Annotated in this window: 13 protein-coding genes; 2 read left to right on the forward strand and 11 right to left on the reverse strand. The window is 34.9% G+C overall.

Translation table 11 applies throughout. The features are described 5' to 3' along the window. Nucleotides 1-63 precede the first annotated feature (63 nt). From pstB to ACFOY7_RS00470, 8 genes are all read right to left on the reverse strand, one after another. Complete coding sequence (pstB, locus tag ACFOY7_RS00435) at nt 64-912, reverse strand: phosphate ABC transporter ATP-binding protein PstB (protein ID WP_390248271.1); 849 nt, start codon at nt 910-912, stop codon at nt 64-66. 37 nt (nt 913-949) lie between these two features. Further along, nucleotides 950-1,846 carry a phosphate ABC transporter permease PstA gene (gene pstA / locus ACFOY7_RS00440; RefSeq protein ID WP_390248273.1) on the reverse strand — a complete coding sequence of 299 codons (897 nt, stop codon included), beginning with the start codon at nt 1,844-1,846 and terminating at the stop codon, nt 950-952. After that, nucleotides 1,846-2,808 (reverse strand): phosphate ABC transporter permease subunit PstC, encoded by a 963-nt coding sequence (pstC, locus tag ACFOY7_RS00445; protein WP_390248275.1) that lies wholly within the window; start codon nt 2,806-2,808, stop codon nt 1,846-1,848. Before pstC ends, pstA begins: the two co-directional genes overlap by 1 nt. A 94-nt stretch (nt 2,809-2,902) precedes the next feature. Then, nucleotides 2,903-3,940: a PstS family phosphate ABC transporter substrate-binding protein gene (locus ACFOY7_RS00450; protein ID WP_390248277.1), complete on the reverse strand. Its 1,038-nt coding sequence runs from the start codon at nt 3,938-3,940 to the stop codon at nt 2,903-2,905. Between the two features lie 293 nt (nt 3,941-4,233). After that, entirely contained in the window at nt 4,234-5,091 is an 858-nt protein-coding gene (locus ACFOY7_RS00455; protein WP_390248279.1) for a DUF4097 family beta strand repeat-containing protein, read from the reverse strand. Further along, on the reverse strand, nt 5,091-5,645 hold the full coding sequence (locus tag ACFOY7_RS00460; protein WP_390248281.1) for an HAAS signaling domain-containing protein: 555 nt from the start codon (nt 5,643-5,645) through the stop codon (nt 5,091-5,093). Before ACFOY7_RS00460 ends, ACFOY7_RS00455 begins: the two co-directional genes overlap by 1 nt. Beyond that, nucleotides 5,632-5,961 (reverse strand): PadR family transcriptional regulator, encoded by a 330-nt coding sequence (locus ACFOY7_RS00465; RefSeq protein ID WP_390248283.1) that lies wholly within the window; start codon nt 5,959-5,961, stop codon nt 5,632-5,634. Before ACFOY7_RS00465 ends, ACFOY7_RS00460 begins: the two co-directional genes overlap by 14 nt. Before the next feature lie 193 nt (nt 5,962-6,154). Further along, nucleotides 6,155-6,484 carry a YnfA family protein gene (locus ACFOY7_RS00470; protein ID WP_390248285.1) on the reverse strand — a complete coding sequence of 110 codons (330 nt, stop codon included), beginning with the start codon at nt 6,482-6,484 and terminating at the stop codon, nt 6,155-6,157. A gap of 96 nt (nt 6,485-6,580) precedes the next feature. Here ACFOY7_RS00470 and ACFOY7_RS00475 point away from each other — a divergent pair, with 96 nt between their 5' ends. After that, a complete protein-coding gene (locus tag ACFOY7_RS00475; RefSeq protein ID WP_390248287.1) occupies nt 6,581-7,945 on the forward strand; it encodes a multi antimicrobial extrusion protein MatE in 1,365 nt (454 codons plus the stop codon). A 180-nt stretch (nt 7,946-8,125) separates the two neighbouring features. Beyond that, complete coding sequence (locus tag ACFOY7_RS00480; RefSeq protein ID WP_390248289.1) at nt 8,126-11,161, forward strand: efflux RND transporter permease subunit; 3,036 nt, start codon at nt 8,126-8,128, stop codon at nt 11,159-11,161. A 98-nt stretch (nt 11,162-11,259) separates the two neighbouring features. Here the strand turns inward: ACFOY7_RS00480 and fabI are convergent, their stop codons facing one another. From fabI to ACFOY7_RS00495, 3 genes are read right to left on the reverse strand one after another with little or no spacing between them, the layout of a single operon-like run. Continuing rightward, a complete protein-coding gene (gene fabI, locus ACFOY7_RS00485) occupies nt 11,260-12,042 on the reverse strand; it encodes an enoyl-ACP reductase FabI (RefSeq protein ID WP_390248291.1) in 783 nt (260 codons plus the stop codon). A 16-nt stretch (nt 12,043-12,058) separates the two neighbouring features. Then, nucleotides 12,059-12,724, reverse strand: coding sequence for a P-II family nitrogen regulator (locus ACFOY7_RS00490; RefSeq protein ID WP_390248293.1), 666 nt, complete (start codon nt 12,722-12,724; stop codon nt 12,059-12,061). A gap of 6 nt (nt 12,725-12,730) precedes the next feature. Further along, entirely contained in the window at nt 12,731-14,179 is a 1,449-nt protein-coding gene (locus tag ACFOY7_RS00495; protein WP_390248295.1) for a DUF1538 domain-containing protein, read from the reverse strand. Nucleotides 14,180-14,427: the final 248 nt, after the last annotated feature.

The following is a 14,427-nucleotide window of genomic DNA, read 5'->3' on the forward strand; positions in this document are numbered from 1 at the left end:
ATATAGAGTATACTAGCTATTTTGTTAAAACATTCCTATTAAGTCTATTTACCCGTTTTATTTTTAACCAAAACGTCCAGTAATATAATCTTCTGTTCTTTTATCTTTAGGATTTGAAAAAAGTTGGTCTGTTTCTGAAAATTCGACTACTTCTCCATTTAGCATAAAGACAGTTTTGTCTGATATACGTGCAGCTTGTTGCATATTGTGTGTAACGATAATGATAGTATATTTTTGCTTTAATTCTTTAATTAACTCTTCTACTTTTAAAGTAGAAATCGGATCAAGTGCTGAAGTTGGTTCATCCATTAAGATAACATCAGGCTCAATTGCTAGACAGCGGGCAATACAGATTCTTTGTTGCTGACCACCGGATAGTCCATAGGCATTTTGATTAAGACGATCTTTTACCTCATCCCAAATTGCAGCACCGCGCAGACTTTTCTCAACGATTTCATCTAATACAGCTTTCTTTTTAATCCCATGGACTTTGGGTCCGTATGCTACATTTTCATAGATAGATTTAGGAAATGGGTTAGGTTTTTGAAATACCATTCCTACTTTTGTTCTTAAATCTTCTACCTGGGTGGACTTTGCTAAAATATTATCACCCTTATATGCAATCGTACCTGTTGTACTTACTCCTGGTACAAGCTCAACCATACGATTTAAGGTTTTTAGATAGGTTGATTTCCCACAGCCAGAGGGACCAATTATTGCTGTTACTTCATTTTCTAATATTTCTAGATTAATATCTTTTAGTGCATGTGTTTCTGAATACCATAAATTGAGATCTTTAGTATTGTAGATTATATTTTGATTTGTTTTCCCAATGTTATCGGAATTATTACTTTCATTAACACCATTTGTTTTTACGTTGATGTTCACTTTATTTTTTGTAGTAGTATTCATTCTTCCACTCCTTAACGTTAATTCTGTTTATGATGTTTTAATACCTTTGTTGAAATTTATTACGTATAAAGACAGCTACAGAATTTAATAAGAATAAAATTAATAATAGGATGATTATAGTAGCTGCTGCAAGGTTCGCATATTCAGCAACTAATGATGAGTCTATTGTCCAATAATAAATTTGCATTGGTAGTGCTGTAAATGTATCGAAGAATCCCTCTGGAAATGGAATTAATAAAGCAGGAATTCCAAGTACAGTTAATGGGGCTGTTTCTCCAATTGCACGAGATAATGCTAAGATAGATCCCGTTAGAATACTAGGTAATGCTGCAGGTAAAATGATTCGTCTAATCGTTTGCCATTTCGTTGCACCCATTCCATAGGAAGCTTCAGCTAAATATCCGGGAACTGCACGTATCGCTTCCTGGGAAGAAACAATTAATATTGGCAAAACTAATAATGCTAATGTTAATCCACCAGCCAAAACGACATTCCCTAAATCCATTAATCTGACAAATACTGTTAATCCTAACAAACCATATACAATAGAAGGAACACCAGCTAAGTTAGCAATATTTGTTTCAATCACTGAACTGAATCTTTTACCTTTTTTGCCACCTTTTGAATATAACTCTAAATATATTGCAGTACCAACACCAATAATTAGAGTTACTGGAATAACAACAACCATCACCCATAATGTACCAAGAATTGCTCCCATGATACCTGCATTCTCAGCTGTTGTTGATAGTCTTCCTGTTATAAAATCCATGTCAATCCATGCTGTCCCCTGAACGATTACACGAATGATTAAAATAGCTAATACTACTAATCCAAATAAAGTGGAGAGGAAAAAGATTGATTTCCAAATATTATTTTTTCGAACTCTTGATTGCATTTTGTTATTTTCATGTAATGTTTCCATATTCTCCATTAATATTCCTCCCTAAATTTACGAGAGACATATTTCGCAAGTAAATTCATAATTAATGTAAAAACAAATAATGTTAAGGCAACTGCGTATAAACTATAATGTAAAGTTGAACCCGCTGGCGCTTCACCGCCAGATACTTCAACAATAAATGCTGTCATTGTTTGCATTGATTCAGTTATATCAAATGTAAAGTTCTTCGAGCTACCACTTGCTATTGTGACAATCATTGTTTCTCCGATTGCACGTGAAATTCCTAGAACAAAAGAAGCCATAATTCCAGAGAATGCTGCTGGAATAACCACTTTGAATGTTGTCTCCAGCTTAGTTGTTCCCATTGCTAAAGAACCTTCACGAATGCCGTTTGGAACAGAGGTCATTGCATCTTCTGATAATGATGCGATCATTGGAATAATCATTACGCCCATTACAAGTCCAGGACTTAAAATATTCGTTGCTTCTACACTAGGCCAAATGGCACGAATTAATGGTGTTACAAATGTGAAAGCAAAAAACCCATAGACTATTGTCGGAATACCAGCTAGTACTTCTAACATTGGTTTTAATATTCTTCTCACTCTATCTGACGCATACTCACTTAAATAAATTGCTGACATTAATCCTATCGGCCCCGCAACTAAAATAGCAATAAACGAAGAAAAAATAGTCCCGTTTAAAAGTGGTAAAATACCAAATTGCGGATCTTGGCTAAGTGGTTTTAATTCAGTTCCAGTAAAAAAATCCCAAATTGGAACCTCCATAAAGAAATGTACAGCTTCACTTATTAGTGTGTACAATATTCCTATAGTTGTTAGTACAGTAATTGAAGCTATTAAAAATAGAAAAGTAGGTACTAATTTTTCTATATAGTTATTAAGGCTTTTCTTATTTTTATTTTGTGCTATCAATTGACTGACATTAACAGCATTATTAGCTTTGGCATTGGAACTGCTGTTTGTTGCCATTTCTTTGCGCACTCCTTCTAAAACTCACAATAAGATGAGAGCAAATACACCCCCATCTTATTGAAGTAAATAATTTATATTTTTTTCTTAAATATTATTGAATTGCTTGAATCTCTTCAAGTTGTGTTTGTAATTCTTCATCCGGAATTGGAGCAAATCCAGTTTCACCTGCGAATTCATTAATGCTTTCTGCAACATAAACTGCATAATCATGTACTTGAGGTTTTTCTTTTGCATTGTTTACATTTAGGTATGTGAACACTGGGCGAGTATAATCTGCATACGGTCCTTCTTCGCCAATTGTTTCTAATGATGGAACAACTGCTCCTTCACCAAAGTCAATTCCAACAGCACTTACTTTGTCTTTATTGCTGTCGTAGTAACCAAAACCGAAGAATCCAATTGCATTTTTATCTTCTGCTACTAAAGTTACTAAAGTAGAGTATTCTTGCTGAAGGTCAATAGTACCTACAAGGTCTTGTTCCTCTAGAATACTTTCATAAAAGAACTCATACGTACCGTGATTTTCGTTTGGACCATAAGTTTGAATATCTTCACTTGGCCAATCAGGATTTATATCAGACCATTGAGTTACGTTTCCTAAGAAAATATCTGAAACTTGTTCAACTGTTAATTCTGTTGCCCAATCATTTTCAGGATTAATTACAATTGTCAAACCATCTAAAGCTACTTTCATTTCTTTCACTTCAATTCCAAGCTCGTCTGCTTTTGCTTGCTCTTCATCTTTAATCTTACGTGAAGCATCATTAAAATCTGTTCCGTCTTCTACTAGGAATTTTTCGAAACCTGCACTTGTACCAGCACGGCCAACTTCTACAGATACATTCGGTTGTTCATTAACCATGTATTCTTCTGCTAATTTTGCCATCAATGGATATACGGTACCTGATCCATCAATTACTACAGTTCCTTCTAATTCTTCAGAATCCTCTGTAGTTTCTTCTTCATTTGTATCTTCTGCTTCCGCTTCATCTGTATCTTCAGTTGACTCATTTCCGCTAGCATTTGCATCGTCGCCATTCGACTCTTCTGAATCACTTCCACATGCAGCTAATAGACCTACAGTAAAGAAAGCTATTAGAACTAACATCAACATTTTAAACTTGTTCATTTCGTTTTTCCCCCAATAGACTTTATATATTAGAAGCTCTCTTAAAACAGCTTCAAATACATCATAACGAATAATTATTAATCTATTATTAATAGAATGTAAAGTTAATGTAAATTAAACATATACCATACTAACTTTGCACATTTCTCTGCTAGCTTTTCTATTATCCAGCAAACTTACTGAACTGATCAGATTTAATCCATATATATCTGAATCTTCCATTGGTATAAAGTCATGTTAGCCATTGCTCTAATTTACCTTGATAGAAAAAAGAGGAAACTCCTCTCCTCTTTTTATTCGTTCACTGTTATACTCCCATTATGTGTACTTAATTTTATTAAATGATCGCCATTTCCGATTACTGAGGGCCAATTAGGATCATTGAATAGGTTGATTTTTCCATTATGAACATTTGTATCAAATGTAACATTTGTCGGTTCATTATCTGTTTTTACATTAATACTGCCATTATGTGACTGAAGTTCAATAGAACGGTCTAAATTATCCGTCACAAGTGAAATTGCTCCATTGTCCGTTTTTCCTATAATAGTACCATCTATTTGTTCCATCTCTATCTTCCCATTATTAGTACTCAATTGAATTGTTTCTGTATTAATATTCTTTAGCTTTATTTTCCCATTATTTGTCCTCATTTCGGAATGTTTTGCCTCTACATCCGCTATATCTATTTCTCCGTTACTAGTTTCTGCATATAAATCGTTTATCGATAAATCATTCATTACTATACCGCCATTACCTATTTCAATATTTAGTGAATGGTACATTTTATTAGGGACATATACTTTTAAATGCCTAGTCCAGTTAAAAATATTAAACGAAAAAAGCTTATAATTATTACTCGTTTGAATATTAAGTGTGTCTGCATTTTTTTCAATAATCAGCTCCGTATCGGAATTGCTGCCATTATCAGCCAACTCAATAGTAATCATTTCGCCTAATGTTGGAATAATTTCCACTTGCTCATTGTTAACATCTAACTCAATGTTAACAATATTTTCTCCATTCACTTCTTCTTTTTGAACAGATTCGGTATCGGTATTAGCAACTATACGATAAGAAAATACACTTCCAATACCACCAACCACAATAAGTAAAATGGCTATGGTAATCAGCACCTTTAGCTTACTCATTATTTCATGCCTCCTTTTACTAACTTCACATTAAAATTCAAGTACCTAACAAAGCCTTTTTGCCCTATTTTAGTTAAATAATACATACCAATCAGTAATAATATTCCTATCCCTGTTAAAGCAATAGATGTAAAAAGTTCAGTAAAATTAAAAGAGCTTGGAAAAAGTAATACATTGATTAAGAAGAGAACTGGAGCTACTGTAAATGCTCCTCCCATAAGCCAGCCGGAAAAAATAATTCCAACAATTGCGATAAATGGTCCTAGCACAATAACCAGATTAAAAAATCCTAGTCCAATCACCGCCCAGGAAGCTCTTAAAATATTGCCTGCTGACGACCTGTTTTCTACCTTTTCTACATAATAGGCTGCTAATAACTCTTTTGCAATTTGATTAGGTGAACCTAGGGATTGAGCAATCTCTTCTTCCGATTTCCCGTCATTCCTGCCGACTTCAAAATGTTCTTGAAAGTCCTGAATGATATCCTTCCGTTCATTATATGGCAGCTTATTCAACGCTTTATCCAACTTATTCAAAAATTTATCTTTTTTCATAACCTACACCCTCCTTAATAATTTTATTAACACCTTTGGTAAATTGTTGCCATTCTTCCATCAATGTGTGTAAATGATCTCTTCCTTTCTTGGTTAATTGATAGTATTTTCTGGATGGACCCTCTTGTGATTCTTGTAAATATGTTGTGAAATATTCCTCTTTTTTCAGCCTGCGCAACAATGGATAAACAGATCCTTCTGATATTGCTATTTGACCAGAAATTTTTTGGACAAGTTCATATCCATAACGATCTTGTTTATCCAGTAAAGCAAGTACGCATAATTCAAGTGCACCTTTTTTAAATTGGATATTCATTTATTTTCACCTACACCCTTTTATTCAGTACTGTTTATAGAATAGTACCTGTGCATAAATATTACCTAGCAAACTAACTATAACAATAACTACTGTTTATTGCAATGTACTTTCTTAAAAATAATAAAAAGGCATAAATTTGGGATGACTATACCCTTACTATATGTAAAGATTCAGTCATCCGTAATATTTCTCATGCAGATCTTGGTGCAAATAATATGATACAAACTCCAATTAAACAAACAGCAGCACCAAGCCAATCATAAAAATCCGGTGTTTTCCTGTCAACGCCCCATCCCCATAAGATGGACAGAATAATAAACACACCTCCATATGCTGCATACACTCTGCCGAAAGAAGGAAATACTTGAAATGTAGCAATAATTCCATATGCAATTAATGCAAATCCTCCAGCTGCCCCAAAAAAAACATTTTTCCCTTCTCTCAACCAAAGCCAAATTAGATAACCTCCTCCAATTTCGGCTATACCCGCTAAAAAAAATACGACTAATGCATGTAACATTTTCTCACCATTTTCTTTTTTATCTATTTTATCAATAGTTTGATTTATTGTTTATTTTTTTCTGTAATTACCTAGTATTTAAATGCATTATGATTTATGATATTGGGTAAACAAACTAGAGGAAGTGAACAGCGTATGGATGACGATTCGATACAGGCAACAAATAAAGTAAGTTTTCGCACATTACTGTTTTTCTTTATTCCACTAGGCCTTTCTGCGAGTTTAGTAACTATCTCTCATGTTATCATTAATAGTACTTTAGCAAGGGCCTCAGACCCTGCCATCGTTATTGCAAGTTATTCCATTGCGATGAGTGTATTTGCTTTGTTGGAAAGATGTGCAGTAATATTACGCCAAACATGTTCCACTTTAGTCAGGGATCGCGTTTCCTATAAATTAATGCGCAATGCAACTATATATGTCTTATCAGCTATTTTCCTCTTAAGTTTATTGATAGCGTATTCACCATTGGGAGTATTGTTTTTTTCTTACTTGTTAGGGGTAAGTGATCAAACATTACAACAAACAATTAATGCCTATCGTGTTCTTATGTTTGTAACTATTTTTTCTGGTATTCGCTGTTTGTACCAGGGAATCATCATTTCTAATATGAAAACAAAGTGGCTAACAATCGGGATGATTATAAGATTAGCAGTTATGGCACTAATAGCATGGATAGTACTAGCAAAAAACTGGGTAACTCATGGCTATGTCGGGGCAATTATCTTTTTATCAGGAATGGCTGTAGAAGCTTTAGTAAGTAGTCTGGAAGGCAGAATCACCGCAAAGAAGTTACCAGACAAACTAGATAGTCATCCTGTATCCAGACAATCACAAATATTCCGTTTTTATAATCCTCTGATGGTTGCATCACTTATTGCTGTAAGTATTACACCGACCATTAATGCTGTATTAGGTTGGAGTACAAAAGCAGAAGTAGCCATTGCTTCTTATGCTCTGGCAATCTCTGTTGTGCATTTATTAAACAGTATAACTTCCTATATACATCAAATTATTATTAATTTTTACAGAGAAGATAAACATACCGTTTTAAAATTCACTGTAATGGTTAGTGCCTTTCCAAGTATTCTATTATTTATACTGGGATATACTCCTGTAGGGACTTGGGGTTTAGAAAATATTATGGGTGTTTCAGGAGATTTGCTAAATCAAAGTATTCTTGCATTACGGTTTTTTATTCTTTTTACACTATGTTTCCCATGGATTGATTTCTCGAACGGTATACTTATGATTCGAGGACAAACCAAAGTGATGTCTTTCTCTCAGATCGGAAACGTTATGGCGACAGTGGTTGCTTTACTTATCTTAATTGTCACTTTCCCAAATGGTGGTGGGGCAGTGGGAGCATTTGCACAATCGATAGGCTTTCTTATTGAATTAATCATATTAGTCTATTTTTTAAAATGGAAGACTAAAAAGCAAACCAAACAGTCTACATAGGAAAATGAGAAGCAGAAGACATTCAGGTGTTTTCAGGCTTCTTCTTACAACAATATAATTAAGCCTCTGGTCTTAGTTAAATTACAACCACAGTTTAATGTTAGAAAACCCCTCTTCATATAGAATTAAATCATGAGGAGGAAATTTCTCCTTGCAGATTAATTATAGGGGGATTTTAGAATGGGTTGGTTGAAATTTATCATGGAAAGAAACGTTTTTGTTGGACTAATAACAGTGCTTATATTAATTGTTGGTTTGTTTTCGATTAACAAAATGGACCAGGAGCTTCTTCCACCAGTTAATATGGATGCTGCTTTTATTGACGTGATTGCAGGTGATTTGGCGGCTGCAGAAGTAGAAAGGTCAATTACCACACCTGTTGAAATTGCCATTGAAGGGTTAGATGGTGTAAAAAGTATACATTCAACTTCCACTATTGGCCGCAGTACGATCGAGGTCACATGGGAAGAAGGGCTTGGTAATGAAATTTTTCCGGAATTGGAGTCCCTTGTTCATTCCATTACAACAAATCAACCGAATATTCAAGATGTAATGACAGGACAATTTAGCACAAGCTCCACCTATGAATTCTATTTAGATTTATCTGGCGGTGATATGGCTGAAATCACTGCATTTGCAAAGAATGTAATAGAACCTAGATTAGAAGAGCTGCCTGAAGTGAGAGATGTGGCATTACAAGGGGCATTAGATGAAGAGATCTTGATTCGTTTTGATTATGAACAAGTTCAAAATCTAGGTATAAATCTACCCCAAGCTCTTAACGAAATTAGTGAAGAGAATTCGGAAGCAACCATTGGGGAGTTTACTGATGAAAACAACACTCCCTTACTCCGTTGGAATGCCACATCCCAAACCTTGGAAGATATCGAACAAACTAGGATAATTACTGATAATGGATTAATCCCACTTAAAGATATTGCTGATATTACGAAAGAACCTTCAGAATCTGCCTCTTATGTTTGGAAGAATGGTTCCAACGATTTTATCTTTCTTCAAATCGGTCGTACTCCTGAAGCAACACAAGTCGAAATGGCCAAAGCAGTTCGGTCAGAAATAGAGGAGATGCGTAAGGAAGGCTTGCTTGATAAATATGATTTAAATGAAGTAGTTGCGCAAGCTGATTACGTGGAAGAGGCACTAAATGGTGTCACAAGTAACGTGTTCATTGGTGGATTGTTGTCTATAGTAATTCTCCTCATATTTTTACGTAATGTACGTGCAACAGTGATTATTGGGATATCTATTCCAACCTCCATTTTACTTACTTTTATTTCTATGTGGTTATTAGATTACAGTTTTAATATTCTTTCACTGATCGCACTAGGTTTAGGAATTGGTATGATGGTTGATTCGTCCATTGTCATACTGGAATCCATCATTCGAAAAAAAGAGCAAGGATTGCCTCATAAAGAAGCAATTATTCAAGGGGCAAATGAGGTCTCTACAGCTGTTATTGCATCTGTCTTAACTACAATAGCTGTGTTTATCCCCATTAGTTTATTAAGCGGGGATATGGGAAGCTTTATGATAATTTTAACAATTGTTGTAGCTGTTACATTAATTAGCTCTGTAATTGTGGCATTCACTATTATCCCTACCCTCTCTAATAAACTATTGAAAAAAACCCTGAACGAGAATATTAAGAAGGATAATATCTTTGTATCACTCTATGGTAAAGCAGTTTCTTGGATCATCCGTAAGAAAAGAAACAGTGTCATCATCATCTCGGCTTTTATGATTATCTTTGTAAGTTCATTATTGTTAATCACAAAGATTCCAATGACCATTATGCCAGACGTATATAATCGCTATGCTGAAGTGATGGTTGAACTGGAGCCAGGGTTAACCAAAGGTGACAAAGGAAAAATAATAGATGCCATTGATCAATCACTATCAGCTGTTCAAGATGTAGAGAATAATTATGTACTTGATGAGAATGATGTTATATACAGTATCATTAATATGACAAAGGGTGAAAAGATTACAAGGGAACAGGCAGAAGTAAATGAAGAGATTATGCGATCATTAAATGCATTAAAGGATACTTTGCCGATTACCAGTGTAGAAGGAGCAACTTCTGTAAGTGGTGTGGCAACAATTGAATTATTAGTGAAGGGAGAAGACTTTGAAAAAATACAAAATGTATCCTCAGATCTTATCGATAAACTAGCAAATTTAGATGGAGTTTTAGAAGTTTCCAATTCGATGGAAAGGACCTCCATCCAAGAAGAGATTACAATTGATCAATCAAATTTAGTTGAAGCAGGAATTACACCTGCCCAATTAAAAGAATATACCGAGCAGGCATTTTTAAATACAGCTTTCGATGAAATCAGGGTTGACTCAACTACTTTCCCTATGATTGCAACATGGAAAGAACCATTGACAACCAAACATGAATTATTATCACTATCAATACCAACTCCGGATGGCGTTCAGCCATTATCTGACTTCATCACATTAACTGAGAAAGATTCACCAAATCAAATCAGTCATGCAGATGGAACTAGATATGCTTTAATAAGTGCGACTACTGGAGGACGCGACTTGGGTTCAATTAATCGTGATGTTCAGCAGGTTATCACTGAGATTGACACACCAAATGGTTATAGTATTGAATTAGCTGGTGATCTAGATGAACAACAACAATTAATAGAAGAGATGTTATTTATCTTAGGAATAGCCATCTTCCTTGTTTATTTAATAATGGCTGTCCAATTCAACCATTTGTTCCATCCACTGATCGTAATGTCAGTCATTCCGATGACATTTGTTGGTGTAATTTCAGGTCTTCTCCTGACTCAGCAAGAATTAAGTATAATGTCAGGGATGGGTGTAATTATGTTGATCGGAATTGTGCTGAACAATGCCATCCTTTTTATTGATCGAACGAAACAATTAAGACTTGCAGGTATGGCTGTTCCTGAAGCATTAACAGAGGCAGGGAAAAACAGAATGCGGCCGATTTTCATGACAACATTTACAACAGTTGCCGGCATGCTCCCATTAGCTGTCATTGGAGGTGCAGGGAGTAATTACCAAGCACCAATGGCAACGGTAATTATCTCAGGCTTACTATTCGCCACATTCATAACATTGTTCCTAATTCCTGCTGTTTATCGTTTATTCTCAAAAAAAGATACCAGGGAAGAAAATAATGCGGAAATAAGAGAAAACTCAAAAAGCATTGTTTAAATTTCTATTCGCCCAGGAAAATAAAAGTCTCAATGAGAGAAGTTTGATGGAATTCCAAAAGACCGAGCAGGCATTTACATACCTGCTCGGTCATACCATTAAATTCCTAAAATATTATAACCAGAATCTACATAGATAATTTCGCCAGTTACACCTCTCGATAAATGACTCATCATCGCCATTGTCATATCGCCAACTTCTTCTTTCGTAACATTTCGCTTAAGTGGTGCATTTTCTTCAATTCTATTAAGTACTTCATTAAATGAAGGTACCCCTTTTGCAGCTAATGTACGAATTGCACCTGCGGAGATTGCATTAACCCGGATATTCGTTTCACCTAAGTCAGCTGCCAGATATTTAACAGTTGCTTCTAACGATGCCTTAGCCACCCCCATCACATTATAGCCTCTAACGACTCGTTCTGCTCCAAGATAACTCATTGCAATTATCGTCCCGCCTTCCGTCATATAAGGCTTTGCTGCTTTTGCAACAGCTACTAATGAATATGCACTAGTATCTTGCGCAAAGGCAAATCCGTCACGTGAAGTTTCAACAAAATCTCCTTTTAAATCCTCTGCATGTGCGAAAGCAATCGAATGAACAATTCCATTGATGACTCCGTATTCTTCCCCGATTTTCGTAAATACTTCTTGAATACTATCATCATTATTCACATCACACTGCAGAACAGCTTGTGCCACTACATCTGATTCATCTAATAGTTTTGTTATTTTTTTTAATGAGCGTTCTTTTCGATAAGTAAAGATGAGGTTGGCACCTGCCTTAGATAAGGATTGAGCTACTCCCCATGCAATACTCCTTTCATTTGCTACACCCATAATTACAATATTTTTTCCCTTAAGTTGTAATAAATCTTCCATCATATCCTCCTGCATTTTATTCATATATACCATATGTTTGACTTACCTCTTGTACGAATATTATACCATTACCTGGTTCGTCTATTTTTAAATTACTTCTGATTTTATCTACAATTGCAGTTGTTGCATTTTTGTCTGATAAGATCATCACAATTTCTTTTTCCGGCTCAATATCCATGGAAAACAGTTTACTTGTCTCATGTATGCCAGATCCGCGCGCATTAATGATCGTACCACCTTTTGAACCAGCAGTTTTAGCTGCATCAATCACGTCCTCAGCATTCCCTTTATCCACAATGACCATAATATTTTGAAACATTGTTTTACCTTCCTCACTTTCGGATTGATCATTAATTTTACAACTTCTGGTTCCTAATAAGTCTGTAATTAATGTCGTAAAAGCAATTCCGTGGTTGGGCTTTTCAAAGTTAAACACTTTATTTAGATGTTGTAACGTGACTTCAGTCGTTTTCCTATTTGCAATCATAATTACTATTTCTTTTCTTACATCAGATATAGCTAGCAAATTAAGAATACGATTATGGATTGTCCCTTTTCCGATCATAACTGTACCACCAGTTACACCACATTTTTTTGCTTCTTTTAAGACTTTACTTCCTAACCCGAATTTTACAATAACATACATTACAGAAAAATGTGGAATATTGCCATTATATTGCATGTAGGATTAAACCTCCTTTTTGGACTTGAGCTTAAAAATAAGCCCAAGAATTTGAAGTGTAATTAAGGGGGTTAGTGCCACCATAGCTATCATACCAAATCCGTCAACAATGACATCTGCACCTTCTATTGCATTGGCAGCACCTTGGGTAAAGGCAAGAATAAAAGTAGCGGTCATTGGACCTGACGCAACCCCTCCTGAATCGAACGCAATACCAACAAATAACTTTGGCGCAATATATGTCAAGGCGATAGCAATGATATATCCTGGTAGTAAGTAATGCCATAACTGAAGTTCAGGAATAAGAATTCTTAGCATGGATAAAGCAATAGCAATTCCAACCCCAATTGCGAGTGTTGTTAGAACTACTTTTCTTTTTACATAACCGCTCGTTACATCTTCGATCTGGTGTGTCAGCACGTATACTGCAGGCTCGGCTAATATCGTTACAATTCCTAAAATAAATCCAATAATCACAATATATGCTTTATTATCTAACATTGCAAGGCTATATCCTAATTCTGTTCCCAAATCCATAAAACCCGCGTTCACTCCAACCAAGAACAGAACTAATCCAACAAATGTAAAAACAAGACCAATTAATATTTTACGGAAATTTGTTTTCGATAGTTTAAAAGATATTTTTTGAAATATAAGAAATATAACGATAATTGGCAACAAGGCAATAAATACTTCCTGCACTATATGACCAGCTTCAGAAATAAATGGACCGATCAATGAATTTGCCTCATGATGTTCTTGTTCTATAACCCCATTTAATTCTGACTGGGAGATTATACTCATAATCATCACAGTTACTATAGCCCCGACTGAGGCAATGGCAACAAGGCCAAAGCTATCTTTTTCCGATGCTTTACTATCTTTTTTTAATATAGAGATACCGACAGATAAAGCCAGTATGAATGGTACTGTCATCGCTCCAGTTGTTGCACCAGAAGCGTCAAAAGAAATTGCCAGAAATTCACGAGAGCAAAATAAGGCAAGAATAAATACTATGGCATATAATATTGTTAATATTTTAAACAATGGAATATTGTGAACAATTCTAATAAGACCTATTGCCAATAATATAGCAATCCCTAAAGAGACAACGATAACTATCAAAAATTTCGGAATAGCCCCTGAAGTTACCAATTCGACCTGTCCTGCCAAGATATGTAAATCCGGTTCTGCAATAGAAATAAAAAAGCCCAAAAACAGGCCTGCAATTATAACAACCGTTAATCTGTTCGTCTTTGCAATCGCCTTCCCCATATGTTTACCAATAGGTGTAATCCCAATATCAACACCTAATAAAAACACAGCTAGACCAAATATAATAAAAACCGCGCCGATTAAAAAACGAAGAATTAGTGAGATATCTAGAGAAGTTAAAGCAAAGTTTACTATTAAAACAATGATTGTTATTGGCATTACTGCTAAAATTACTTCCAATAATTTTGACCATAGTATGTTCAAGTGAAACACATTCCTCTCATTATTTTGATTTATTAAATCACCTGAAATTTTAATGGATGAATAGAAAAGGGGTTAGTTAAAAGCAGCTTAGGAGAGTTGTAATTTCTTTTTAGTATAGCATACAAAGCATTCTTACAACAAAAACGAAGATTTGGTTAATTTATTCTTACTTATTTTTACCAGTCATCTAATTTCTACAAAATATTATATTTACAATAAGCAAT

This window comes from Gracilibacillus xinjiangensis (assembly GCF_042651765.1).
Lineage (GTDB): Bacteria > Bacillota > Bacilli > Bacillales > Amphibacillaceae > Gracilibacillus > Gracilibacillus xinjiangensis.

Bases quoted from the DNA above. Each gene is read 5' to 3' on its own strand.
- ACFOY7_RS00460 (WP_390248281.1), bottom strand. From the start codon at position 5,645: ATGAAAAAAGATAAATTTTTGAATAAGTTGGATAAAGCGTTGAATAAG.
- pstC (WP_390248275.1), bottom strand. From the start codon at position 2,808: ATGGCAACAAACAGCAGTTCCAATGCCAAAGCTAATAATGCTGTTAAT.
- ACFOY7_RS00450 (WP_390248277.1), bottom strand. From the start codon at position 3,940: ATGAACAAGTTTAAAATGTTGATGTTAGTTCTAATAGCTTTCTTTACT.
- ACFOY7_RS00455 (WP_390248279.1), bottom strand. From the start codon at position 5,091: ATGAGTAAGCTAAAGGTGCTGATTACCATAGCCATTTTACTTATTGTG.
- ACFOY7_RS00480 (WP_390248289.1), top strand. From the start codon at position 8,126: ATGGGTTGGTTGAAATTTATCATGGAAAGAAACGTTTTTGTTGGACTA.
- pstB (WP_390248271.1), bottom strand. From the start codon at position 912: ATGAATACTACTACAAAAAATAAAGTGAACATCAACGTAAAAACAAAT.
- pstA (WP_390248273.1), bottom strand. From the start codon at position 1,846: ATGGAGAATATGGAAACATTACATGAAAATAACAAAATGCAATCAAGA.
- ACFOY7_RS00470 (WP_390248285.1), bottom strand. From the start codon at position 6,484: ATGTTACATGCATTAGTCGTATTTTTTTTAGCGGGTATAGCCGAAATT.
- ACFOY7_RS00475 (WP_390248287.1), top strand. From the start codon at position 6,581: ATGATATTGGGTAAACAAACTAGAGGAAGTGAACAGCGTATGGATGAC.
- fabI (WP_390248291.1), bottom strand. From the start codon at position 12,042: ATGGAAGATTTATTACAACTTAAGGGAAAAAATATTGTAATTATGGGT.
- ACFOY7_RS00490 (WP_390248293.1), bottom strand. From the start codon at position 12,724: ATGCAATATAATGGCAATATTCCACATTTTTCTGTAATGTATGTTATT.
- ACFOY7_RS00465 (WP_390248283.1), bottom strand. From the start codon at position 5,961: ATGAATATCCAATTTAAAAAAGGTGCACTTGAATTATGCGTACTTGCT.